This is a genomic window from Alicyclobacillus fastidiosus (assembly GCF_026651875.1).
In the GTDB taxonomy this organism is placed as follows: Bacteria; Bacillota; Bacilli; order Alicyclobacillales; family Alicyclobacillaceae; genus Alicyclobacillus; species Alicyclobacillus fastidiosus.
Genome location: NZ_CP104067.1, coordinates 5580222 through 5603594, shown reverse-complemented (window position 1 = coordinate 5603594; position 23373 = coordinate 5580222). Strand labels below are relative to the sequence as shown.

The window sequence follows — 23373 nt, the reverse complement described above, 5'->3', positions numbered from 1 at the left end:
GCGCCAGTGAGTCGCGAAAGTTGTCTGTTTCGAGGAGGAGCCACGTTGAGTGCAACGCCTTTGCGCGTGATGACCGTGTTTGGAACGAGACCTGAAGCCGTGAAAATGGCGCCCTTGGTGCGCGCGTTGGAAGCGCACCCGCAAATCGAATCGATTGTCTGTGTCACGGCACAGCATCGGGAGATGTTAGACCAAGTCCTCGAAGTGTTCGGCGTCGAGCCGAACGAGGACCTCGACATTATGGAACCGAATCAGACCCTCGCCAAAATCACTACGAAGGCCTTGAACGGTCTGGAGGCGGTTCTTGCGCAGCACAAACCGGATATCGTGCTCGTGCACGGCGACACGACGACGACGTTTGCGGCGGCGCTCGCAGCGTTTTACCAACAGATTGCCATCGGGCACGTCGAGGCGGGACTTAGGACCTACAACAAATACTCGCCGTTCCCGGAAGAAATGAATCGGCAGTTAGCCGATGTGTTGTGCGATTTGTTCTTTGCCCCGACCGACCTGTCGGCGCAAAACCTGAGAGACGAGGGGCGTCCCGAGACCGCCATCTTCATAACTGGAAACACGGCTATCGACGCCATGCGAACGACGGTCAAGGAGGCGTATCACCACCCGGTCATCGACGCGTTTCCCGAGGGCAGTCGATTGATTTATATGACGTCGCACCGCCGCGAAAACTGGGGCGAGAACCTCGAGCGCATCTGTCGCGCGGCACGGCGCGTCGTCGAGGCGCACGAAGATGTGCAACTGGTCTACCCCGTCCACTTAAACCCGACAGTTCGGGATACGGTGTTTACCATTCTCTCCGGCCATCCGCGGATTCACCTGTTAGACCCGCTCGGCATTGTGGACAACCACAATTTTATGGCGAGATCGACACTCATCCTCACCGACTCCGGCGGCATTCAGGAAGAGGCGCCCTCGCTCGGCGTACCAGTGTTGGTCTTGCGCGACACCACCGAACGCCCCGAGGGGATTGGCGCGGGCACGCTGAAACTCGTCGGGACCGACGAAGAGGCGATTGTTCGCGAAGCCACACGGCTATTGACCGACAAGTCCGCCTACGACGACATGGCGGGGCGTAAGAACCCGTACGGCGACGGGCGGGCGGCGGATCGAATTGTGGACGCCATCCTGTACCACTTCGGCAGGGGAGAGGCACCCAAACCGTTCCGCTACCAGGAAAGCGAAAAACTGTTCTAATCCTTCAAGCTTCCTTTCACGAACACCGGAGAGGGGAATGAAACCCCTCTCCAGCGTTTTACCCCTCTCTGACATCGCAAACGACCCACTCAAACCAGCGAACATCTGTGGATGGGACTCGAGTTCGCGACAGTTTTATGAACAAGTGCTAATTCGAAACGGGAAACATGAAATGTCAAGCGCTCATTCATTGACACAGGAAATTGCGCTAGTGTACTATAGGCGAGGGTTCTGGCATTTCACCGTGAGAGCCAGGTGTTTCACACTACGAAGCGAGTGCCTCGCGCATCCGTTTCTGGAAACTCCTACCGTTCGTTGATTACCTTTTATTGCTAAAGGGTAGGATGTGAACGTGGTTGGTGAAATCGCGTCGATGCCCAACCCCGCGATGAATGATTCGTTCATCTGATGTCCCTCTCTTCATCCTGTACTAGGTGGTGTGCGCGTTCGCAAAGGAACAGCGTCCTAAGTCGGAGAACTCCCGGTTAAAGAACCAAAATCCGTGGAAAACGTTTGCGGTATACTCCGGTGCAACACTACAGCTTGCTGTCTGCATTGTCGTCTTCACCTTTTTGGGATACCACTTTGCAGAGCAACTGCACCATGTCTGGCTGACGGTCATTGGGACCATCTTGGGTGTCGTCGTGGGTGGATCGGGACTCGCGATCCTCGCCAAACAGATTTTAGGAGACAAACCATGAGTGTAGACCGATTGAACAAACGCCTTCGTGCAATCACTATATCCTGGCTGGTGTTTATCGGCCTGACTGTGCTGGCTTGGATTGTTCTCGCCGATTGGCGGGTTGCGGTGAACGGCCTGCTACTAGGGGAGCTCGGCGGACTTTACGTGGTCTTCAGCATGATCCGTCAGGGACACCACAACAACAACACGCAGGGGGCTGCGCTGTTTGCTTCAGGAATGGTGGGGATGTTTACACGTCTCATCCTCATCGTGCTCATTATGGTGGTTTCCCTCAAATTCCGTGCGGTCTTTAATCCGTACGCGGCACTCATCGGGTACCTACTTGGTTTCGTCTTCGTCTTTGTCGGACTGTACAGTTATGCCATGAACCCGAGTGACAATACCAAAGAAAAGTAGGTGAGATAGTGCCAGCATTCCCCACGTTATTTGCGGGGACGATTTGGCAGACCAACTTTACCGTGATTGCCACGATATTGTTCACGGGTCTTGTCATGTTCGTACTCCTGCGCGTCGCAGTTGCGCGCATGGACATGCGGCGTCCCCGCGGTTTGCAGAACCTGATGGAGTGGGCGGTCGACTTCACGACCAACATGGCTCGTGAGACGATGCCGACACAACAGTCGGTCAACTTCATCCTGCCGCTCGCATTTACGATGCTCCTGTTCCTGTTCATCGCCAACTGGTTGGGACTCATCATGACCATCTCGGTCCACTTCGGTGCGAACATCCACGTGTGGGGTCTCAAGCCTTCGGACCTGGCTGGGGCGAAAGGCGACGTTGAACTGTTCGACTCGCCGACGTCGAGCATGAGCATGGCGCTTGGGATTGCTGTGATGGTGTGGGTGATCAGCCACGCGCGTGGCCTGCGCCACCCGAAACAGTGGTTCAAGCACTTCTATTCACCATCGCCGCTTGCTGTGATCGAGGAAATTACCAACCCGCTCACGCACGGCATGCGACTCTACGGTAACATTTTTGCAGGTGAAGCCCTGCTCGGAATCATGCTCAAGGCGCCGTTCGCGTTCCATTGGTTGCCATGGCAAGTTCCGCTGATTGTCCTGTGGCTGTTGTATAGCGGATTTGTGGCGACGATTCAGGCGTACGTCTTCTCCATCTTGATGTGCCTGTACGTCGGGAACAAGTCGTTTGAAGGCCACGCAAATCACTAATCTTCGTGTGAACGAGTGAACCATTGAGGAGGATTTCAACCTATGGCACAAATGGTACAAGCGATTTACGACGTTGCGGTTGCGCTGCTTTTGGGTCTTGCAGCCGTCGGTTCAGGTGTCGGTGACGGTTTGGTTATGAGCAAGTACGTCGAAGGTGTTGCACGTCAACCAGAGGCACGCGGTTCCATCTTTGCGAGTGCACTGCTCGGTGTGGCGCTCGTCGAGGCTTTCCCGGTTATCGCGCTGGCGTTCGGTATCATCATTTTGTTTACAGCCGGCAAGCTTTAATTTTCTACATCTGAACGAGTGCCGCGAACCGCGGCGCTGCGATTTTCGATTTGCGTCCGAACGCGATTCCATAGCAGAAGGGAGTGGCGCGAATGGGGGGCGTCTTTCAGTTAGGGACGTTCATATTCTCGATTGTCTGTTTCTTGATTGTTTTCTTCATCATTCAACGATTTGCATTTAAACCGCTCGCGAACATGTTGGAGCAACGCCGCAAACACGTTGAAAGCCAGATTACGGATGCAGAACAGAGCCGCGAAGAAGCTGCAAAGCTTTTGTCGGAACAAAAGCGTTTGCTCGATGAAGCACGCAAGGAAGCCAAGAACATTCTTGATGCAGCTCGTGTCCGCGCTGATGAACAGGCTCGTGACATCATTCAAAAAGCGGAAGAAGAAGTTTCACGGATCCTCGAAGAGAACCGCGCTGCCATTGCGCGTGAGCGCGACGAAGCGATTGCGGCCGTCACGCAACGTGTCGCTCTGCTGACCGTCGACCTCACGTCGAAGCTGTTGCACGATCACGTAACCGCACAGGTGCACGACGAGATGGTAGCTGAGGCCGAGAAACGCTTGGGTGAACTCGTATGCTAAGTGGGGCAGTCATCAATCGATACGCTCGTGGCTTATTGGCATACGCGCAGGCGCACGGGGCGACCGACGAGATCGACGCACAACTTGGGCAACTGGGGAGTGCGCTGGACGCTTCCGCCGACCTCAAAGCGCTCTTGGCACATCCGGTTTTAACGCTGGATATGAAGCTTTCGACCATAGATAAGTTGTTTGCAGGCAAGCTTCGCAAGGACCTGCACAACTTCATCGCACTGTTGGTGGAACGGCACCGTGGTATCTACGTGTCGGCCATCGCACAACGTTATCACGAATTAGTCGACGAGTTGAAAGGTCGGCTTGAAGTAGACATCGAAGCGGCACAGCCGCTCTCCGAAGCTCAAACAGAAGCCATCGTCGCGCGGCTGGCTCAGTCGTACGGCAAAGACATTCACCCGGTCGTCCGCGTGAATCCGTCGCTCATTGCGGGATATCGGATTCAAGTTGGCAACCGAGTGCTTGACGCCACGACGGAAAATGCGCTTCGCCAGTTTCGGAACCGGCTCGCTACAGGTACAGGTCGCAAGGAGGGAACACGTTGAGTATTCGACCGGATGAAATCAGTGCGCTGATTAAACAGCAAATCGAGCAGTTTGACGCGCAAATCCAAGTCAACGATACCGGTATTGTCCTGTCTGTCGGTGACGGTATCGCCCGTCTGCACGGCCTGGACAACGTCATGGCCGGTGAGCTGGTCGAGTTTGAACACGGCGGCTACGGCATGACGCTGAACCTCGAGGAGGACAACGTTGGTGTCGTCGTCTTGGGATCAGTCACAGGTATCCAAGAGGGCGAGCAAGTTCGCCGCACAGGACGCCTAGTTCAGGTGCCGGTCGGGGATGCACTGCTGGGTCGCGTCGTAAACGCGCTCGGACAACCTCTCGACAACAATGGCCCAATTCAAACAGAGACATACCGTCCTGTTGAATCACCGGCGCCAGGCGTCATCGTCCGCAAGTCCGTCCACGAACCACTCGAGACGGGTATCAAAGCTATCGACGCGATGGTTCCAATCGGCCGCGGACAGCGCGAGCTGATCATCGGTGACCGGCAAACCGGTAAAACCGCCATTGCGCTCGATACCATCCTCAACCAAAAGGGCAAAGGCGTCGTCTGTGTCTACGTCGCCATCGGACAAAAGCAATCTACCATCGCACAAGTGGTAGAGACCTTGCGCCGTCACGGGGCCCTCGAATACACCATCATCGTCGCTGCGAGTGCCTCTGAGGCTGCACCGCTTCTCTACTTGGCACCGTATGCAGGCTGCGCGATGGCTGAGCACTACCTGTACAATGGCGGGCACGCGCTCGTCGTGTACGACGACTTGACGAAGCACGCTGCAGCATACCGCGAAATGTCCTTGCTGCTCCGCCGTCCGCCAGGCCGTGAAGCTTATCCTGGTGACGTCTTCTACCTACATTCCCGTCTACTCGAACGCGCGGCGAAGTTGAACGAGGCGAACGGTTCTGGTTCTTTGACCGCCCTTCCGTTCATCGAGACGCAAGCGGGTGACATCTCGGCTTACATTCCGACGAACGTCATCTCCATCACGGATGGCCAGATCTTCCTGGAATCCGACCTGTTCTTCGCGGGCGTACGCCCAGCCGTCAACGTCGGTAGCTCCGTCTCTCGCGTCGGTAGCTCCGCTCAGACGAAGGCGATGAAGAAGGTCGCCGGCACGTTGAAGCTAGACCTCGCACAATATCGCGAGCTCCAGGCGTTTACGCAGTTCGGCAGCGATCTCGACAAGGCCACGCAGGATACGTTGAAGCGCGGTGCGCGTATGACGGAACTTCTGAAGCAGCCGCAATACCAACCGCTCACGTTCGACCGTCAGGTCGCATCGCTGTGGACCGGTGTCAATGGCTACTTGGACGATGTCCCGCTCGAATCCGTGCTCAAGTTCGAGGCTGAGTGGCTGGCGTTCATCGGCCGCGAGTATCCGCAGATCTTCCAGCAAATGCAGGAGCGCACGACGCTCGAAGACGACACGGTCGCAACCCTCAAGGAAGCAGTCGCAAAGTTCAAGGCGACCTTTGTGGCCTAAGTCCACATTGTTCGTTTGGTTCGCGGCGGCGAAAACCTAAGAGACGATGGGTGGTGAAAGGCATTGCCGCAAAACACGCGTGAAATTAAACGCCGGATTCGCAGCGTTCAAAATACATCTCAAATCACCAAGGCCATGGAGATGGTGGCGGCTGCTAAGTTGCGTCGCGTTCAGGACGCAGTGCAGCAGTCCAAACCGTACTTGGCGAAGTTGCAAGACATGTTGGCGAACGTATCCGCATCGGCTCGGCACGTGAAACACCCACTGCTAGCTTCTCGTCCAGTGAAACGGACTGGCTACTTGGTCATCACCGCCGACCGTGGTCTCGCAGGCCCGTACAACGCACAGGTCGTACGCGCTGCGATGCAGGAGTTCGGTAAAAAAGACAAGTCGGCGTTTACGATTTTCGCCGTCGGCAAGCGGGGCAGAGATTTCTTCAAACGACGCGAATTTCCAATCGGCGCAGAAGTGGTCGACCTGGATGACTCGCCGACACACCAGTCCATTCGCTACCTCGCGGAGGAAATGGTTCAGTCGTACGAGCGCGAAGAGTTTGATGAACTGTACTTCATCTACAACGAGTTTATTAACGCGGTGTCGCAGAGGGCGGTCGTCAAGAAGGTGTTGCCACTGGACAGCCTGACAGGCGAGCATACTGGCCCGCGTCGACAATACGAGTTCGAACCGGACGAGGAAGCGGTTATGGCCGCACTTTTACCTCGATACGCAGAAACGTTGGTCTATCAGGCGGTTCTCGACGCGAAAGCGTCCGAGCACGCCGCTCGCATGACCGCAATGGGCAATGCAACTGAAAATGCGAAGGACATTATCGCCGATTATACGCTGTCACTGAACCGTGCTCGCCAAGCGGCCATCACGACGCAGATTGCAGAGATCGTCGGCGGTGCGAATGCCCTTAGTTAATCGAGAACAGGAGGGAACTACGTGAGCAAAGGACATGTCGTGCAGGTCACCGGTCCGGTCGTCGACGTCCGCTTTCAGGACGGCGAGCTACCGGCCATCAACAACGCCCTGCGCATTGACTACCAAGGTGAAATCGACATCCATTTGACGCTGGAAGTCGCCTTGCACCTCGGTGATAACGTGGTTCGCGCCGTCGCTATGTCGTCTACGGACGGCCTCGTGCGCGGTACCGAAGTAGTAGACACAGGTCATGCTATCAGCATGCCTGTTGGCCAAGGCACACTAGGCCGCATCTTCAACGTCTTGGGTGAAACCATCGACGAACAGGGCCCTGCGGACGCTGAGCAGAACTGGCCAATTCACCGCGATGCGCCGAAGTTCAGCGACCTGACCACGAAGACGGAGATCTTTGAAACGGGCATCAAAGTCGTCGACTTGCTCGCTCCGTACATCAAGGGCGGTAAGGTCGGTCTGTTCGGTGGTGCAGGCGTAGGTAAGACGGTCTTGATTCAAGAGCTGATTCACAACATCGCGAAGGAACACGGCGGTTACTCCGTATTCGCAGGTGTCGGCGAACGTACCCGCGAGGGGAACGACCTGTATCACGAAATGAAGGACTCCGGCGTCCTCGACAAGACGAGCATGGTGTTCGGTCAGATGAACGAGCCGCCAGGTGCCCGTCTTCGCGTGGCCCTGTCCGGTCTGACCTTGGCAGAATACTTCCGCGATGTCGAAGAACGCGACGTATTGTTCTTCATCGACAACATCTTCCGCTTCACGCAGGCTGGTGCCGAGGTGTCCGCCCTCTTGGGACGTATGCCATCGGCCGTCGGTTACCAACCGACCCTCGCGACGGAGATGGGTCAATTGCAAGAGCGTATCGCTTCGACCGTCAAGGGTTCGATTACGTCCATCCAGGCCGTTTATGTGCCTGCCGACGACTACACCGACCCAGCGCCGGCGAACACGTTCGCACACTTGGATGCGACCACCAACTTGGACCGTAAGATTTCCGACATGGGCTTGTACCCTGCCGTAGATCCACTCGCGTCCACGTCCCGTGCCCTGCAGCCGGACATCGTCGGTCAGGAGCACTACGACGTCGCGCGCGGCGTCCAGGCAGTTCTCCAACGCTATCGCGAGTTGCAGGACATCATTGCAATTCTTGGTATGGACGAATTGACGGACGAGGACCGCTTGACGGTGTCCCGCGCACGTAAGATTCAAAACTTCCTGTCGCAACCGTTCTTCGTCGGCGAGGTATTTACCGGTATCCCGGGCAAATACTGCTCCGTTCAAGATACGGTTCGCAGTTTCCGTGAAATCCTCGACGGCAAGCACGACGACATTCCGGAGACCTATTTCCGGTACTGTGGTCCGATTGAAGACGTTATTGAAAAGGCCAAGAAAGACGGCTATGCTTCGTGACGTCGATGTGCCTGTCACAGGAAGGTAGGTGAGCGGGTTGCTAACGGTACCTCTCGAAATCGTGACGCCTGAGCGCGTCATCCTCGAACACGACGTTCGGATGGTGACGCTTCAGGGCGGGTACGGTGAACTCGGAATTTTGCCGAAGCACATGGCCTTGGCAACTTCCGTCAAACCTTGCTTGGTTCGCATTAAACTGGACGATGGCCGCGAGGACGTCGTTCCGGTCTCCGGTGGCTTCGTCGAAGTCTTGCCTGACAAGATCACCTTGTTGGCGGATACGGCCGAACTGCCGGAGGATATCGACGCGGATAGGGTACAGTTGGCTAAGGCGCGCGCTGAGCGCCGCCTCAGCCAGAGCGCCGACGACGTCGATGTGAACCGCGCGAAGGCTGCACTGTTGCGTTCAGAGCTGCGACTGCAGGCGATTGAAGAACATCAGAAGTTGAACGGATTTCTCACAAGCGCCAAGTAAGCGCCTTTGAACACCAGAGACTGATGAATGACACCCGGCGCCGATGCGTCGGGTGTCTTTGTATGTCTCCTGGCGATGCGTCGGGTGCACCAGATGGTGGGGGCGGTTGGACAGAGGACAATGGCCAGTGGTCAGGGCCTTGCGTGGCGTCGATTTCATAAACGCCGCACAATGTCATAGACTAGTCTTGTTGCGTCACCTGCCCGACGTTGGCGCGACCCAACCGGGAGCGCGGGCATCTATTCGCGCTCCGACTATATCGCTCCACTGTAAGGAGGATTGGTTTGACTTCTTGGATTTGGTTGACGTCACTTCTTTCGCTCGCCGGGGTCGTATTCCTTGCCATTTCAGGCCGAGGAACGCCCACACGGGTCTCGTACACGCTGTCCATGTGGCTTTATGCCGTTTCGGCCGTCGCCGCCCTGCTGGGCTTTGTCGGTGTGTTACTCAACCATGGACAGGCGGAAACGTATCTATTTTCGATGTTTGGATTGCAGGAGCACGAGGGGTTCCGAGTGGGTATCGCGACGACGCTCGTTACATTGCTATTGTACCTCGTGGCCACCGTTTGGATGTTCGTGCAGTGGCGTCGCGCAGATCGCGCGAATACAGCCAGGGCACATGATGAATCGCTCGTGGGCGCTTGGGCTACGTTTGGACTCTCTATCTTGATTCTCGCACCGACCTTGGCACAGGCTTTTCTCGGCATGGTCCTTACTGTTCTTAGCACATTCTATTTATTCTGCAGGTTGCCGCTAGGGGAAGGTGTACGAGCGTTAGAGGTTCGCGTGGTCATCATCGTTACACTTGTGATATCAACAATTTTGCAAACGTTACCCACGTGGGTAGCGTGGCACGCGCTGCACACGGTACAATTGACCGAGATTCAGTACCAGGTAGTTGGATCCGGCTGGCATGGTCCCGGTTGGTTGGTCTGGGTTTGGCTCCTTGGCGTCGTCGTGGAGGCGGCCACATGGTTCGTCCTTCCCACGTTGCTCAAAGCGTCGCCGTTGGGCGTCCAACTACGACTGATCATCGTCCAAGGCCTTGCCAGTGCCCTGTACGTATGGCTGGCGTGGTCAGTGGTGGTTGCTTCGCTCTGGCACGTGTGGCTAGTGATTGTGGCAGGGCTGGTCGCGCTTGGTGCCTTCGCGGGTACCCTGAAGCGAATTCAAGTGAGGGGACTGTGAAGCGTTGTTTGAAATCGTCTTTAGGCGTAAGGTAGACGGGGGATTTCGACCATGACCCAAACGACCACAAGTCCGCCGCTGACGCTTGGAATCGATGGCACGGTGGCACTGCTCTTCTTTTTTGCGGGCCTTCTTGCCGCCTGGTGGGCACTCGGTGCTCTCAAGTGGGATAAGTTTGTGAACCAGCCACTCAGTCCGCAGGTCCAGATGTTGCGGTTTTTTCTCGCGCTGGCCGGCGGGCTGTTGGCGGTGCTGGTGGCAATCTTCATCCTTGGATCCATGTCGTTTGTGCGGGTGTTGTAACTGCTTTATGGGCAGGAGAGGTCCCGCGAGTCTTTCCCAAGCGACCCCCGTTCCCGGGGTGGAGTCAACGTATTTCTATGTGGCGATTGCCGTGCGCCAGTTCCGTCGTGCAATCTAGCAGGGCAATGAATCTAGCAACACTTCCGCTTTACAAGTATAAACCGGACGCCTTCCGTCCAAACTGCTGGTAGATACGCGAGAGTTCACCGTCGTGTGACGCGCGAGATTTCCCACAGTTGGATGGAGGTAGCTGAAATGGCACAAACTAACGCACAGCAGCGAAGGGCTCGACTCAGACGTCGTCGCATCAAGCGGAGGGTCAAACAGTTCGTATGGGCGGGTGTGTTTGTCGCCATCGGAGCATGTCTGGTGCACGGTCCGTCGGCGACGACGGCACAGGCGTCCACAGGGGGTCAGGCCGCATCGAGTGCGGTGCAATCATCGGATGGTACGCGGCAGTTCAACTATCTGAACACGGTGTTCTCGGCGACGGGAGCTACGCCGACCGGATACGCGATTCACGACTGGACCGTGTTAGACGCCAATTACCATAGTGAACAACAACTGGAAGCCATCGGCCTTCAGTTGGAGCAGGAATTTGACTTAACGAACGCGAAAGTAACTACTCGGTCCGAACAGAATGAGAAGTTTTATCAAGTGGACGGGATTTGGTCGGGTTCCACGGAGGTACAAATGGTTTTGACAAGTCTTCAAGGTGGTGTGGTTTCACCGCAGACCACCTCGACTGGTTCTGAAACGGTGCTCACTGTGACCGCGTTGGGATCTTCTGCGGACCTCAATCTGTTCTCCAGTCAGTATGACGCGATAGAACAGACGGTGGCATCCGTACAGGGGACGCCTCAGATGAGTGCTTACTTCACTGGCAGCCTGCCTGCCATGACAAACGAGCAACAAGCCAACGCCATCGCGGGGAACGCGCTTAAGAGCGTTCACGCGAGCACGGTCGAAGCGCTCAGAACCACGTATGAGACGAGTCTATCAGGGTATTCCGGAGACCCTCTGACGTACATTGATACGAATGGGAAGCGCATGGATGTGCAAGTAGCCGTCCATGACGATACATACCATCATCGAACTGACGTCTTGGTCGGAACACCGATTATAACCACTACGTACTAGGCGACACGTCCACGTAACGCTTCGTGACGAGGAGTCCTGAGACTTGAGCGGAGGTTACGGAATGGCAAGGATACTCATTGAAGGCGGACATCGAATTGAAGGAACCGTCCGCGTAAGCGGCGCAAAGAATGCCGTCTTACCAATTTTGGCTGCAAGCCTTCTCGCTGCAGAAGGCGTCAGCGATATCGATGAAGTGCCACATCTCTTAGATGTGGAGAATATGGCGAACACGGTGGCTGCGCTCGGAGCCGTGGTGGAATGGCAACCGGGCGGCGTTCGAATCGACGCGACGAACATTCACAGCGTCACGCCACCCTATGATCTCGTTCGTCGCATGCGCGCCTCCTTCGTTGTTGCGGGGCCGCTTTTGGCACGTTTTGGGGAAGCCATTATCGCCCTTCCGGGCGGTTGCAATATCGGTCCACGCCCCGTAGATCTGCATATCAAAGGTCTCGAGGCCATGGGCGCGACGTCCGTCGTTGAAAACGGCTTTGTTCACTTGAAGGCGCCCGCAGGGGGTCTTCGCGGTGCGCGGATCTATCTCGACATTCCAAGTGTCGGCGCGACGCAGAATATCATGATGGCGGCGGCTCTCGCAAAGGGCCAAACCATCATCGAGAACGCGGCGAAAGAGCCTGAAAATGTCGATCTCGCCAACTACCTCAACGCGATGGGCGCTCGCGTCCGCGGTGCGGGTACGGATATCATCCGGATCGACGGCGTCGATGTGATGCACGGGGCTTCACACTCGGTCATTCCGGATCGGATTGAAGCGGGCACGTTCCTCGTGGCCGGCGCCATGATGGGCAATGGTCTGTATGTGGAGAACGCGGTGTCACAGCACATCATGTCCCTCATCGCGAAGTTGGAAGAGTCGGGTGCACAGGTGGAGGACAGGGTCGATGGCATCAAAGTGTGGCCTTGTGAGTCTGGGCGCATGCGTGCACTCGACGTCAAGACACATTACTATCCGTCGTATCCGACCGACATGCAGGCTCAGATGGTCGCGGCACTCACGGTCTGCTTGGGTACTAGCACCATCACGGAGACGGTGTTCGAGAACCGATTTATGCACGTGGCGGAATTGCAACGCATGGGTGCGAACATCCACATCGAGGGCCGGACGGCCGTCGTTGAAGGCGTGGATCGCCTGTCTGGAGCGCGCGTGACATCCACCGATTTGCGCGCCGGCGCGGCGCTCGTCATCGCTGGGCTCATGGCGGATGGCCAGACGGAAGTCCACGGTTTGCATCACATTGATCGCGGTTATGACAACCTCGTCGGGAAGTTCCAGGCAATTGGCGCGAAAATTGAGCGCTTCGACGACGACAACGATGCGGACTCATCGCGGTGATTTCTGTGTTTTATCGGGTGGCGTCGGGAAGCGACTCGGCGCTCCTTCACAGTGAGGTCTAAGATCACATAAGAACAGGATGTTTTGAATCCTACCAAGGCGAAGCCCGGCAAGCGTCGGTGCATCGCCTTTTTTATTTCCCCTGCGACGGACTGCACAACCCAACTTCAGGCCGGCGGATGGCACGCTATGTCTAGCAAGGCACGACCCCTTTCATATCTATGTGTAGACAAGCATATCTATCTGCTAGTTAAGCGTTACACGAGTGGTTCGACGCGGTATCGCGATTGAAAGGAGATGCAGCCTCGATGACGCAGCGGCGTTTCGTGCCGGCCAAATCGACATCGAATCCAGCGAAAGGACGAGCGTTCAGAGGAGGGCCGCCGCCAAACCAATCAGACCTGGCTGTCGCGCCGAGTGAAGTCCTGCGGTTTGTCCTCCGTATTGCCCTCATCTTTTTCGCAATCGTCGGCCTTCCAACCATTGTCGCAAGAAGCGTGCACCGTGGACCGATGCCGGATGTCACCGCATGGCTTCACACTTCGGACGCCAAGCGCCAAGTCCGCGTCTACAGCACGGAAACCGAATCTACCACCACAATGGCGTTGAACAATTACGTCCTCGGCGTACTCGCCGCCGAGTTTTCGCCAGGCGCCCCAATTGCGAGCCTGAAGGCAGCCGCTGTCGCCACACGGACGTACGCCATCCACGCGATGACACAAATGGGTGGACCGCCCTCCGTCGCCAACCAGCACGGTGCGGACGTCACGGATGACGCGTCGCTAGACCTGCCGATTGCGTCAGAATCGGACGTTGAAGCCGAATACCCGAACCAGTCGCTGCAATTTCTCTCGCAATTGCAGGCCGCAGTAGAAGCGACAGACGGCCAAATCATCGTCTATCAAAAGAAACCCATCCTCGCGTTTATGTTCGAGGAGTCGCCGGGACGGACGAGATCGAGTGTGGATGCGCTGCACCAGTCGATTCCGTACCTTCCGGCCATCAGTTGCCCGGATGATGCGGTGGACCCTGACCGGATTTCCACGAACACATTCGATTCCCGCGAACTCGGACAGGCGTTCGGACAAGCGTCGGTAAACCTCGCGCAACTCAAGCTCACCCGCGCCACCGACGGCTTCGTGACGTCCGTGAAAGCAGGCGATCAGACCATCACCGGCGCGGACTTTGCGGCGAGGCTGAGCCTTCCGTCAACCGACTTCACATGGTTAGTCAGCAAGGGTGGGCTCACGATCACGTCCTATGGCCGGGGGCTCGACGTCGGAATGAGTCTCCACGAGGCACAGGCGCTCGCGGCCAAGATGGATTGGCAAGATATCCTATCTCATTTCTACCCAGACACGTCGGTTCAGTCGGACGGCGAGTTCCTGTGACGGATAGGGGAATCGGTGGGGGATGATTGCTAGGATCGCTGTGGCCGTCTCTTATTCTGAACGGATTCTAGTCCTTTTTTGGACACTAGGTATAGAATCTATTTTCCGTGGCGAGACTCACTACTGAGGTGAGCGCCACATGGATGAAAAACAACATCCGAACAATGAAAACAAGAAACCGGATGCCCACACCAAAGCGAAGGGGCGTCCAGCAAACGCAAAGCGTGTCCTGGCAAAACGCTGGCTCTATCCAGCAATCTATCTCGGAGCAGCAGCTGTCATTATCGGATTGATGTATGCCCGCAGTCAGATGGGATCCAGTCCGACAAGTGTGACCGCCACAGATTCCAACGGGACGAGCACACCGATTGAACAGCCAAAAGAACCGTTCGTTTGGCCAGTTGCTGACGGAACAAAGTTTGATGTCACGGTTCCGTTCTTCCCGGTCAAGGGCACGCTGCAGCAACAAGAGTCCGCGCTTGTGCAGTACGACAACGAATACTACCCGCACCAGGGGATCGATATCAAGACCGCAGGCGGATCTAGTTTCGAAGTCGACGCAGCTCTGAGCGGCACGGTCAGCAAAGTCGACAACCAACCGCTCTACGGCCAAGAGGTTGTCGTGCAAAGCCCGGACGGCTATACCGAAACTTATCAGTCACTTGAATCGGTCGACGTCAAAGCCGGCGAGACCATTCACCAAGGACAAACCATCGGCACAGCTGGTGCGAACGTCTTCGAGCAGAGCCAAGGCAACCACCTGTACTTCCAGGTCGATAACAACGGCCAACCGGTCGATCCCGAATCGCTCCTGCCGAAGCAATAATCCACACAAGTGGACGCTTGACTTATCTACCGTCTCGGCAACGAGACGGTTCTTTTTTTGGGGCGAGCAGCCGCCAGAATGGAGGGACGCCTACATTCCGATACCCTCTGACGCCCACTCGGCCCACAGGCGCAACTGAGGTAAAGCCTGAGTGCGGCTGCCTCGCATCGCCCGTGGTGTCGATCCCGGTCGACAAAAATATTTTTACATCCCTCGCTGTCGACCGCTGAGCCGAAAAAGTGCCTCGGGCAATAAGGTTTCGACACTTATTTCCCAGGAAGTAAACCGATTGGACACGTGGAAACTCCAGTTGGGCCAAGCCATGCGCGGGCTAGCCAAGGCATACGGTGTACACCCCCTCATATACTGTATCAGACCAACTGACCTGCATGGGGAGGCGAGGGGAGTGCATGACTACATCAAGGAGCGTACTCTCAAAATCGGGGAATACATCGTCGAGACTCGCAACACAGTCCGCACGATAGCCCGGGAATTTGGCGTTTCAAAAAGTACCGTGCACAAGGATCTCACCGAGCGACTGCCGGAGATCAATCCGGACCTAGCGAATCGCGTCAAAGAGATTCTTGAGTACCACAAGTCCATCCGACATCTGCGGGGTGGCGAAGCGACGAAGTTGAAGTATCACAAGGACGACGAACCGCAGATCGAGTCGAAAAAGTTCGAATCTCGTAAAGGAGTTTCCAGCGGCTTGTAGAACTACATTCTATCTATTCTATTCTACTACCTCATGCACAAACATATGAACGCTTTGTACGCTTCGGTGCACGCCCTAGATTAGGAGGACTCGCCGCAAATGTTTTCTCGGGATATTGGAGTCGACTTAGGAACCGCCAACGTGCTGGTGCACGTCAAAGGACAAGGAATTGTACTCGATGAACCCTCCGTCGTTGCGATAGATCAGGTGACAAAACAGGTGGTTGCTGTCGGCGAAGAAGCCCGACGCATGCTCGGGCGAACGCCAGGAAACATCGTGGCCATTCGCCCGCTTCGTGAAGGAGTCATTGCAGATTTCGACGTGACAGAGATCATGCTTCGCCACTTCTTGCGCAAAACCATCGGTAAAAGCACATTCGCGAGGCCACGCCTCATGATTTGCATCCCGGCTGGAATCACGTCCGTCGAACAGAAGGCGGTACGTGAAGCCGCGGAGGCCGTGGGCGTGAAAAAAGTGGATTTGATTGAGGAGCCAAAAGCCGCTGCGATTGGCGCTGGACTGAACATCTTTGAGCCCAGCGGCAGCATGGTCGTCGACATTGGTGGGGGAACGACGGACATTGCCGTCTTGTCGCTTGGCGACGTCGTGACCTCCGCTTCTCTTCGCATCGCTGGGGACAAGCTCGACGAGGCCATCGTCAAATACATTCGCCGTCAATACAACCTCATGATTGGCGAACGCACGGCAGAAGAGTTGAAAAAGGAGCTCGCCACCGTCTTTCCAGGTGGTCGCCAAAATGAAATGGACGTGCGCGGGCGCGATATGGTCACAGGCCTGCCCAAGACCGTGACCGTCCACGCCGAAGAGATGCGCTCGGCCTTGCAGGAACCGATTCAAGCGATTATCCAGGCGACGAAGGCCGTATTGGAGAAAACCTCCCCGGAACTCGCCGCGGATATTTTCGATAAAGGCGTCATGCTGACCGGCGGCGGAGCACTCGTCGACGGATTGGACAAGCTCATGCAGCAAGAATTGCAAATCCCTGTACATATCGCTGAAAACCCGATGCAGTGTGTCGTCATCGGCACGGGGAAGGTACTCGACAGCCCCGAGTGGCGCCGCTATCGTGAGCATCAGATGACGACGCCAGGCCGCCGGCGCCGCAGAGGATAACTCGACGGGCAGGTGGACGCCCCGCGCGACGGCGATACGGGGACAAGCCCACTGCCTTAGTAGGGAGGACAATCATGATACCCGGACTGACCACAGCGGCCGCAGGGATGTCGGTCGAAGAACTGGCGCAGCAGATGCTGGCCAACAACTTAGCGAATCAAGATACGCCGGGATTTAAGGTCTCCATGCCTGAGGACATCGAATCTCCCGTACAGGAGATCTACCAGTCGTCGTATGGTGGGGGAGCCAAGTCGTACGTCGGCCAGATGGGCACCGGTGTCACTTTCCAGGAGGGGGTGCCGAACTTCTCCTCCGGCACCATGCAGCAAACCGGGCGGTCGCTCGATGTAGGCATCTCCGATACGACCTTGAGCGGGACCTACGGCACGGTGCAAGGGCCGGCGGGGCAGACGAGCGCGGCGGGGCCCATCACCGTGGGCAACCAGGGGCGCTTAGGGATCAACGGGCAGCCACTCGCGGTGTTGGACGGGAACGGGAACGTCATCCAAGGTGTGTATGCGGTTCGCAACCCGCAGTATCAGGGTACGGCGTTGACCGGAACGGCAAGCGCGCCGGACTACGACGCGGCTGGAAATCCGTCGTTTCTCTTTGCCAATGCACAAGGGCAAATTGTCGGCGTGCCAGGCGAGGACACGACGCAGGGGATGTCCATCCGCGTCGGTAATCAGGCGGATATGGGTGACCACAGTTTCTACCCAGTCGACTACGTATCGGCCACTGGGGCAACTGGCATCGCACTGACGAAGGACGGCGCGCTGCAACTGGACGCCAACAACACGCTCGTCGATGCGGCCGGGCACAAGATTCTTCCCATCGGATCGAATGGGCTGCCCATTCAGGGCGGAAAGATTGTTATCAATCCGAACTACCAGGGCTCGAGCCTATTTGGACCCAGTGGGCAAGCGTTGACCGACTCGAACGGCCAGGTTTCCTATCGCGTCTACGGTCCGAACAACAACGTGATACCTGGCGGCCGTCTGGGGACGGTCGACGTCGATGTCACGCAGGTGAGCCCGCTCGGGCAGACGGAGTTTATGGTGGGGAACAGTTTGACAGCCGCATCCGTCATGCCGCAGTTGAAGCCGGGGACCGGGCAATTGAACCCAGGCAGCCTCGAAGAGAGCAACGTCGATCCGACCACCATCATGACCCAAATGATGAACGCCTCCAACATGTACGAGGCCAATCAACGGATGGTGCAGACGGAGGACCAACTCCTCCAAACTGCGGTCACGGACGTTGGCAAGGTGAGCAGTTAAGTCGGTACATCTTTGGGATGGCCACATTAGGATAATCGCACTGGGATAAAGGGAGTTGCGGTCATGGCAATGCAATCGTTGTGGACAGGCCTCTCCGGACTGCAAGCGTCGTCCGGTTGGCTGGATAGAGTGGGAGATAACCTCGCGAACTTGAACACGGTCGGCTACGCACAAGATCAGGGCACCTTCGAGGATGCCTTGACGATGCAGCTCTACGGCTCCGCTACGGACCCAGGCAACGCCCGCCGCACCACTCCTGCCGGCTGGCGTGGCGGCACGGGGGTGCAATCGGTGTCGGAGGGCCGCGATTTCGACGGAATGAACCTTCAACAGACCGGCAATGACATGGACTTCGCCATACAGGGTCCGGGGTTCTTTAAAGTACAGGGTCCCAGTGGCCCGCTGTACACGAAGGCCGGGAACTTCATCTGGAGCCGGCGCGTCGACGGATCGTTCCAGTTGGCCACGCAGAATGGCTACCCCGTGCTGTCGACGACGGGCCAGCCGATTATTCGCCCGGCAAACGGCCAGACCATGTCGGTGGGACAGAACGGCCAGGTGTCCTTTGGCAACGTCAAGGGCCCCCAGTTGGCCATCGTGGAAATCGGCCAACCGTCCTCCCATCTGGCGGCGCAGGGGAACAATCTCTACGCGCTGACCGCCGGTGGGACAGCGCGTCCCGCGCAGCAATCGAGTGTGCAGCAAGGCTACTTGTCTTACAGCAACGTGGACGAGAGCCAAATGTTCGCCGACATGATGGAAGCACAACAGAGCTTTCAATTGAATTCGGAAAGCATCTCCATTACGAATCAGATGATGGGTGTGGCGGCGACCATTCGGTCGTAATCTGCATAACCGAGACGCGCACTCCACATCTTATAGGAAGAGGCTGTCTGCCACCGTGTTCACGGTATACGGCGGGACAGCCTCTTCGCGCGTTTCGCCCATCCGTTCGCCTTTTCCCATTTACTATACAACTGATATAATGTTTCCTGTGTTGTGGCATGCCTTCAAACGGTACGGGGCGGTCACGCCGTGGAGAGGGGGCGAGACATTGAACTTACCGAACTTGTTGACCCTGCTCAGGCTCTTATTGATTCCTTGTTATCTTTGGGCGTTCTATGCGACGGTAAGCCCTCACAAAGTTCTCGCGTTATTTGTGCTGTTGTTTGCCGGGCTGACGGATGTGCTGGACGGTTACATCGCGCGTACCTACAAACTAGAGACGTACGCTGGCCAGTTGCTCGATCCACTCGCCGACAAACTCATGATGGTCGCCGTGCTGTTCACACTCATCGATTCTGATCGGGTTCCGTGGGTCCAAGCTGGTCTTTTGGTCCTCCGAGACGTGCTGATGATCATCGGCGCCGCATTTTTCTATTTTCAGGGCAAACGCGCTGTGCCCAAGGCCAACATCTGGGGCAAGATGACGACGCTTTGCTACTATATTGGCATTTGTTCCATCATTCTCGCGTGGCCGAGCGACATGGCGGGTGAACTGTTCCTCTGGTTCACGGTGGCGCTCTCCTACATCACGACCGTACTCTACGTGAGGTCGATGGAGATTATCACGATTCGCCGCCGGGTGTACTAACCAAAGCTTTTGCACCCACGCGTCTTGGACACCGCACGACAGACTAGGAGTGACCAATTTGGAATTTAACTTGCCACTATACGTGGAGGACATACGCAAGATCCTTCCACACCGCTACCCGTTCTTGCTCGTGGATAGGGTCACAGACATCGAGCCTGGCATCAAGGTCAAGGGCTACAAAATGGTGACCACCAACGAACCACATTTCACCGGTCACTACCCCGACTTCAACATCATGCCAGGCGTTCTCATCGTCGAGGCGATGGCCCAACTCGGCGGGGTCGCCATCCTGTCGCAGTCGGACTTCGAGGGGAAGCGCCCGTTGCTCTCCGGCATTGACGGCGCACGTTTTCGCGGTCAGGTGCGCCCTGGGGACAAGCTCGAGTTGGAAGTGACCATTGAACGGCTGAAAGGTCGCATCGGCAAGGGAAAGGGCACCGCCCACGTCGACGGAAAACACGTGGCGGAAGCCGAGATCTTGTTTGCAATCGTTGACGCGGAATGATGGAGACCACAAAGTGGACCAGCGCCATATCGGTGTTGGTCCATTTCTTTTCATAAGGGTCATGGCCGACACGCTCACAGGTGTTGCCGAGTCAATTTGCGAATCTGTGCACTGTGCTCGATCATTTTCACGGAAAGGTCCTCGAGGATGTCCGTGTGCTTAGACAACGTCAATTTTACTTCCGACATATCTCTCCCCAAGGCGTCGCTCTGCGCCGAAAGCACTTCCTGTCCTTCTAGCAGGGCGCGATAAATCTGCCTCAGCTCGTCCAAATCCTGTTGGCGCGTCACGCCAGAAAGATCTTCTTGCCTGACCACGTCAGCGATGTCCCTCTGCCTGACCATGTCAGCGATGTCTTTCTGTCTGACCACGTCAGCCACATCTTGCTGCCTGACCATGTCAGCGATGTCCTTCTGCCTGACCATGTCAGCGATATCCTTCTGCCTAACCACATCAGCGATATCCTTCTGTCTGACCACGTCAGCGATGTCTTTCTGCCTGACCACGTCGGCGATATCCTTCTGCCTGACCATGTCGGCGATATCCTTCTGCCTGACCATGTCGGCGATGTCTTTCTGCCTGACCACGTCAGCGATATCCTTCTGCCTGACCACGTCAGCGATGTCCCTCTGCCTGACCATGTCAGCGATGTCCCTCTGCCTGACCATGTCAGCGATATCCTTTTGCCTGACCATGTCGGCGATGTCTTTCTGCCTGACCATGTCGGCGATGTCTCTCTGCCGGACCATGTCAGCAATATCTTCTCTTCGGACCATTGCCTCTTTGATCTCTCGAACCTCGTTGACCAAATGTTCAATCAACTCTAACACGAAGTACACCTCCTTCCTCGGCGGCGGTTTCGCGAAAACGTTGCGAGGGCGGTGACAAACTCGCATCTTACGCGCGAGCGAGGATGTCTTGCCCTCATTATAAGCTTGGTAGAATGGGGGTTCTATGACGTTCGGGACGCTTGGGATAAAACTTTGTCTGAGCCGCGTAGACGTCCTCCGATTACCGGGCGCAAACGCCTGCCCACACGCCACGACCTGTAGCAACAACGCCGTGCCTTCAGGAGCACCTCGTACATATCCTGCTGCTACGAGACAGGCCTACATTTGATGCCTACTGGGAGGACTCAACTTGAGTAAGCTCATCGCACTTTACCATGGCAGCATCCGTGTCGACGCATTCTACTTTGCACCGATCATCAACGGTCGACGAGTCCGCAACGTCATTCTCGACACCGGGGCATTCGAACCCACGTTGAACGCAAAGGTTGCATCCATACTCAAGTTACCGAACCTTGGCCCGATTGAAATCAGTGCCGTGGGTGGCACGGTACAGGCGTATCGATCGCGCTGTTCCATCCGCATGTGGAAGCACATCTACCGAGACGTTCCGTGTATTGTCCATCCGGCTCTCCAAGAACAGGCACTCTTTGGCCTGCGCTTCTTTATCGATCACGACTTGAATCTCACCTTAAATCCAAAGGCCGCCACGCTTGCGGTGCGCAAATCTATGTGACCAGACGCATTAGGATGTCGAGAGCGAAGTCTAGCACTCCTCCGTACGCCCTGCTTGAGCACGTGAGGTCACACGAAGTCTCGGAAGTCCACGTCCATCTGCGCCGCGGCTCTTCGCAGCTTCGACAGGGCACGCTTGCGCCACGTCTTGACGGTCTCGGCGCTCACGTCATACGCCTCGGCCATCGCCTCCGGCGGCCAGCCGGCGAGGAACGAATGTAACCAGTCGCCTTCACGCTGGCTGAGGCGAGCTCTTGTGATCATCTCGTTCAGTGCCGAGGACGTCGTCCAGGTGGCGTCCGGAAACACTGTTGTACCCACAGCATCCGCGTTCGATCCCGCCAATACCCGGTCAAACGCCCTTTCGTCATCCTCGCCCTCGAAGGCGTGGATATGACTCCATCGGTCCGCCACTCTCCACAACCTGCGCATCGCCGTCCGCACATCTCCTCTGACCTTGCTGGCGGCGTAGGCGACAAACGGTCCGCGGTCCGGGCGATAGGACTGGATGGCGGTGAGGAAAGCCGCGCACGCCTCTTGATACACCTCTTCGTATCCACAGGTCGACTGATATTTCCGCGCTACAGCACAGAGTAGGCCTTGAAACTGATGGATGAGTCGAAGGCAGGCTGCGCAATCACACATTTGCGCCTGCATAACTATCCGTTCTAACGTATCTATCTGAGGTTCCACCTGACAGCCCTCTTTGGCGGGCCGGCCCACAGGGATTACGCGCGCCTTGAGCATAGCGCGACACCTTCGGTACCACGAGGTAGTGAATAGAGAGAGACCTAGGTCTCGGTTATTATTTACGGTAATTACCAACGTGATTTAGCGTTTAACTTAAGTGACATGCCACTAAGACTAGACAATTAATACTAAAAATCGACTTTCAAATCATGTGATACAGATTACAAATTATCAGTTAATTTGTATAATGGATGATATATATACAAAATATATGAATACATAAGGAGTTGAACGTGTCGTGACAGAGGGGTCGTTATTTGTCGAGGAAAAAACTGCGCATCCTGTGCCGAATGCTGTCGTCCACCATTCGACGAGGCGAGTGCCTCCGGTGAGAGAGTGGATTTCGCGGGTAAGCCTTTGGATCCCGGTCTACCTAAACGGCAACGCAAGCCTGGTCGTTCTGGAGGATGGAACTCAATGGTATGTACCGTGGAAGTCGATGAACCTCTACCAGAGAGCGGCAAAGGCCGTATTCTTGCAGACACAAGACCTGCGTCGCGCGTACGAGGACGCGCTCGGTCGGTCCCAGTATGTTCCGTTCATCAATCCGCACACGCAAACCGTCTATCCGGCCCTCAAGGTGCGCAATCCGCATACGCGAAACGATGGTGCGGTGGGGTACTTTCGCCTGGACGCCATCCAGCACCTAAGGCCGGTGAGCGACGAAACGTGCCATCTCCACACGCACCATCCCTTCACGTTCGACATCCTGATGGCCAAACAAAGCGCGCAGCGTCGAATGCGTGACGCGGGTACGTTCTCTATCCTCGTACAGCACCAGCAGACTTGCGGTTCTGTGCGAATGTGACCAACCCGCAGC

At 56.4% G+C, this 23373-nt stretch carries 27 protein-coding genes; 25 read left to right on the top strand and 2 right to left on the bottom strand.

The window, feature by feature from the left end; genetic code table 11:
• Positions 1-69: 69 nt before the first annotated feature.
• The 23 genes from wecB (at position 70) to fabZ (ending at position 20280) form a co-directional block, all read left to right on the top strand.
• Positions 70-1212: a non-hydrolyzing UDP-N-acetylglucosamine 2-epimerase gene (gene wecB / locus NZD89_RS27185; RefSeq protein WP_268008634.1), complete on the top strand. Its 1143-nt coding sequence runs from the start codon at positions 70-72 to the stop codon at positions 1210-1212.
• A 437-nt stretch (positions 1213-1649) separates the two neighbouring features.
• Positions 1650-1913 (top strand): AtpZ/AtpI family protein, encoded by a 264-nt coding sequence (locus NZD89_RS27180; protein ID WP_268005742.1) that lies wholly within the window; start codon positions 1650-1652, stop codon positions 1911-1913.
• A complete protein-coding gene (locus tag NZD89_RS27175; protein WP_268005741.1) occupies positions 1910-2311 on the top strand; it encodes a hypothetical protein in 402 nt (133 codons plus the stop codon). The genes NZD89_RS27180 and NZD89_RS27175 overlap by 4 nt, the downstream gene beginning before the upstream one ends.
• 8 nt (positions 2312-2319) lie before the next feature.
• A complete protein-coding gene (atpB, locus tag NZD89_RS27170; RefSeq protein ID WP_268005740.1) occupies positions 2320-3084 on the top strand; it encodes a F0F1 ATP synthase subunit A in 765 nt (254 codons plus the stop codon).
• Between the two features lie 51 nt (positions 3085-3135).
• Entirely contained in the window at positions 3136-3372 is a 237-nt protein-coding gene (gene atpE, locus NZD89_RS27165; RefSeq protein WP_031218766.1) for an ATP synthase F0 subunit C, read from the top strand.
• A gap of 92 nt (positions 3373-3464) precedes the next feature.
• Positions 3465-3959, top strand: coding sequence for a F0F1 ATP synthase subunit B (gene atpF / locus NZD89_RS27160; protein WP_268005739.1), 495 nt, complete (start codon positions 3465-3467; stop codon positions 3957-3959).
• The gene (gene atpH, locus NZD89_RS27155) at positions 3953-4516 is read left to right on the top strand and encodes an ATP synthase F1 subunit delta (protein WP_268005738.1); all 564 of its coding nucleotides are present in this window, start codon (positions 3953-3955) and stop codon (positions 4514-4516) included. Before atpF ends, atpH begins: the two co-directional genes overlap by 7 nt.
• Positions 4513-6021 (top strand): F0F1 ATP synthase subunit alpha, encoded by a 1509-nt coding sequence (gene atpA, locus NZD89_RS27150; RefSeq protein ID WP_268005737.1) that lies wholly within the window; start codon positions 4513-4515, stop codon positions 6019-6021. The genes atpH and atpA overlap by 4 nt, the downstream gene beginning before the upstream one ends.
• A gap of 63 nt (positions 6022-6084) precedes the next feature.
• Positions 6085-6945, top strand: coding sequence for an ATP synthase F1 subunit gamma (atpG, locus tag NZD89_RS27145; RefSeq protein ID WP_268005736.1), 861 nt, complete (start codon positions 6085-6087; stop codon positions 6943-6945).
• A gap of 21 nt (positions 6946-6966) precedes the next feature.
• Positions 6967-8373 (top strand): F0F1 ATP synthase subunit beta, encoded by a 1407-nt coding sequence (gene atpD, locus NZD89_RS27140; protein WP_268005735.1) that lies wholly within the window; start codon positions 6967-6969, stop codon positions 8371-8373.
• A 37-nt stretch (positions 8374-8410) separates the two neighbouring features.
• Complete coding sequence (gene atpC, locus NZD89_RS27135; RefSeq protein WP_268008633.1) at positions 8411-8848, top strand: ATP synthase F1 subunit epsilon; 438 nt, start codon at positions 8411-8413, stop codon at positions 8846-8848.
• A 284-nt stretch (positions 8849-9132) separates the two neighbouring features.
• Complete coding sequence (locus tag NZD89_RS27130; RefSeq protein WP_268005734.1) at positions 9133-10038, top strand: hypothetical protein; 906 nt, start codon at positions 9133-9135, stop codon at positions 10036-10038.
• A gap of 51 nt (positions 10039-10089) precedes the next feature.
• Entirely contained in the window at positions 10090-10341 is a 252-nt protein-coding gene (locus NZD89_RS27125; protein WP_268005733.1) for a DUF1146 family protein, read from the top strand.
• 255 nt (positions 10342-10596) lie between these two features.
• On the top strand, positions 10597-11481 hold the full coding sequence (locus NZD89_RS27120; RefSeq protein ID WP_268005732.1) for a YwmB family TATA-box binding protein: 885 nt from the start codon (positions 10597-10599) through the stop codon (positions 11479-11481).
• 61 nt (positions 11482-11542) lie between these two features.
• A complete protein-coding gene (gene murA, locus NZD89_RS27115) occupies positions 11543-12835 on the top strand; it encodes a UDP-N-acetylglucosamine 1-carboxyvinyltransferase (protein WP_268005731.1) in 1293 nt (430 codons plus the stop codon).
• A gap of 308 nt (positions 12836-13143) precedes the next feature.
• Positions 13144-14226, top strand: coding sequence for a SpoIID/LytB domain-containing protein (locus tag NZD89_RS27110; protein WP_268005730.1), 1083 nt, complete (start codon positions 13144-13146; stop codon positions 14224-14226).
• Positions 14227-14365: 139 nt separating this feature from the next.
• Positions 14366-15052 carry a M23 family metallopeptidase gene (locus tag NZD89_RS27105; protein WP_268005729.1) on the top strand — a complete coding sequence of 229 codons (687 nt, stop codon included), beginning with the start codon at positions 14366-14368 and terminating at the stop codon, positions 15050-15052.
• A 406-nt stretch (positions 15053-15458) separates the two neighbouring features.
• The gene (gene spoIIID / locus NZD89_RS27100) at positions 15459-15767 is read left to right on the top strand and encodes a sporulation transcriptional regulator SpoIIID (protein ID WP_268008632.1); all 309 of its coding nucleotides are present in this window, start codon (positions 15459-15461) and stop codon (positions 15765-15767) included.
• A gap of 99 nt (positions 15768-15866) precedes the next feature.
• A complete protein-coding gene (locus NZD89_RS27095; protein ID WP_268005728.1) occupies positions 15867-16901 on the top strand; it encodes a rod shape-determining protein in 1035 nt (344 codons plus the stop codon).
• 74 nt (positions 16902-16975) lie between these two features.
• On the top strand, positions 16976-18181 hold the full coding sequence (locus tag NZD89_RS27090; RefSeq protein WP_268005727.1) for a flagellar basal body rod C-terminal domain-containing protein: 1206 nt from the start codon (positions 16976-16978) through the stop codon (positions 18179-18181).
• Positions 18182-18244: 63 nt separating this feature from the next.
• On the top strand, positions 18245-19027 hold the full coding sequence (locus NZD89_RS27085) for a flagellar hook-basal body protein (protein WP_268005726.1): 783 nt from the start codon (positions 18245-18247) through the stop codon (positions 19025-19027).
• A gap of 208 nt (positions 19028-19235) precedes the next feature.
• Positions 19236-19775 (top strand): CDP-diacylglycerol--glycerol-3-phosphate 3-phosphatidyltransferase, encoded by a 540-nt coding sequence (gene pgsA, locus NZD89_RS27080; RefSeq protein WP_268005725.1) that lies wholly within the window; start codon positions 19236-19238, stop codon positions 19773-19775.
• Between the two features lie 58 nt (positions 19776-19833).
• On the top strand, positions 19834-20280 hold the full coding sequence (fabZ, locus tag NZD89_RS27075) for a 3-hydroxyacyl-ACP dehydratase FabZ (RefSeq protein ID WP_268005724.1): 447 nt from the start codon (positions 19834-19836) through the stop codon (positions 20278-20280).
• A gap of 74 nt (positions 20281-20354) precedes the next feature.
• Here the strand turns inward: fabZ and NZD89_RS27070 are convergent, their stop codons facing one another.
• Positions 20355-21110 carry a hypothetical protein gene (locus NZD89_RS27070; protein WP_268005723.1) on the bottom strand — a complete coding sequence of 252 codons (756 nt, stop codon included), beginning with the start codon at positions 21108-21110 and terminating at the stop codon, positions 20355-20357.
• A gap of 310 nt (positions 21111-21420) precedes the next feature.
• Between NZD89_RS27070 and NZD89_RS27065 the strand changes: the two genes are divergently transcribed.
• The gene (locus NZD89_RS27065) at positions 21421-21804 is read left to right on the top strand and encodes a retropepsin-like aspartic protease (RefSeq protein ID WP_268005722.1); all 384 of its coding nucleotides are present in this window, start codon (positions 21421-21423) and stop codon (positions 21802-21804) included.
• 68 nt (positions 21805-21872) lie between these two features.
• Here NZD89_RS27065 and NZD89_RS27060 read toward each other — a convergent pair whose 3' ends face one another.
• On the bottom strand, positions 21873-22496 hold the full coding sequence (locus NZD89_RS27060) for a sigma-70 family RNA polymerase sigma factor (RefSeq protein WP_268005721.1): 624 nt from the start codon (positions 22494-22496) through the stop codon (positions 21873-21875).
• Positions 22497-22791: 295 nt separating this feature from the next.
• On the opposite strand from NZD89_RS27060, the gene NZD89_RS27055 reads away from it, so the two are divergent.
• Positions 22792-23361: a hypothetical protein gene (locus tag NZD89_RS27055; protein WP_268005720.1), complete on the top strand. Its 570-nt coding sequence runs from the start codon at positions 22792-22794 to the stop codon at positions 23359-23361.
• Positions 23362-23373: the final 12 nt, after the last annotated feature.

What these genes read in the sequence shown, in the direction of transcription:
- NZD89_RS27090 (WP_268005727.1), top strand. Translation starts at nt 16,976, where the DNA reads ATGATACCCGGACTGACCACAGCGGCCGCAGGGATGTCGGTCGAAGAA.
- murA (WP_268005731.1), top strand. Translation starts at nt 11,543, where the DNA reads ATGGCAAGGATACTCATTGAAGGCGGACATCGAATTGAAGGAACCGTC.
- NZD89_RS27110 (WP_268005730.1), top strand. Translation starts at nt 13,144, where the DNA reads ATGACGCAGCGGCGTTTCGTGCCGGCCAAATCGACATCGAATCCAGCG.
- NZD89_RS27120 (WP_268005732.1), top strand. Translation starts at nt 10,597, where the DNA reads ATGGCACAAACTAACGCACAGCAGCGAAGGGCTCGACTCAGACGTCGT.
- atpH (WP_268005738.1), top strand. Translation starts at nt 3,953, where the DNA reads ATGCTAAGTGGGGCAGTCATCAATCGATACGCTCGTGGCTTATTGGCA.
- wecB (WP_268008634.1), top strand. Translation starts at nt 70, where the DNA reads ATGACCGTGTTTGGAACGAGACCTGAAGCCGTGAAAATGGCGCCCTTG.
- NZD89_RS27105 (WP_268005729.1), top strand. Translation starts at nt 14,366, where the DNA reads ATGGATGAAAAACAACATCCGAACAATGAAAACAAGAAACCGGATGCC.
- NZD89_RS27125 (WP_268005733.1), top strand. Translation starts at nt 10,090, where the DNA reads ATGACCCAAACGACCACAAGTCCGCCGCTGACGCTTGGAATCGATGGC.
- NZD89_RS27085 (WP_268005726.1), top strand. Translation starts at nt 18,245, where the DNA reads ATGGCAATGCAATCGTTGTGGACAGGCCTCTCCGGACTGCAAGCGTCG.
- atpE (WP_031218766.1), top strand. Translation starts at nt 3,136, where the DNA reads ATGGTACAAGCGATTTACGACGTTGCGGTTGCGCTGCTTTTGGGTCTT.
- atpF (WP_268005739.1), top strand. Translation starts at nt 3,465, where the DNA reads ATGGGGGGCGTCTTTCAGTTAGGGACGTTCATATTCTCGATTGTCTGT.
- NZD89_RS27175 (WP_268005741.1), top strand. Translation starts at nt 1,910, where the DNA reads ATGAGTGTAGACCGATTGAACAAACGCCTTCGTGCAATCACTATATCC.
- NZD89_RS27095 (WP_268005728.1), top strand. Translation starts at nt 15,867, where the DNA reads ATGTTTTCTCGGGATATTGGAGTCGACTTAGGAACCGCCAACGTGCTG.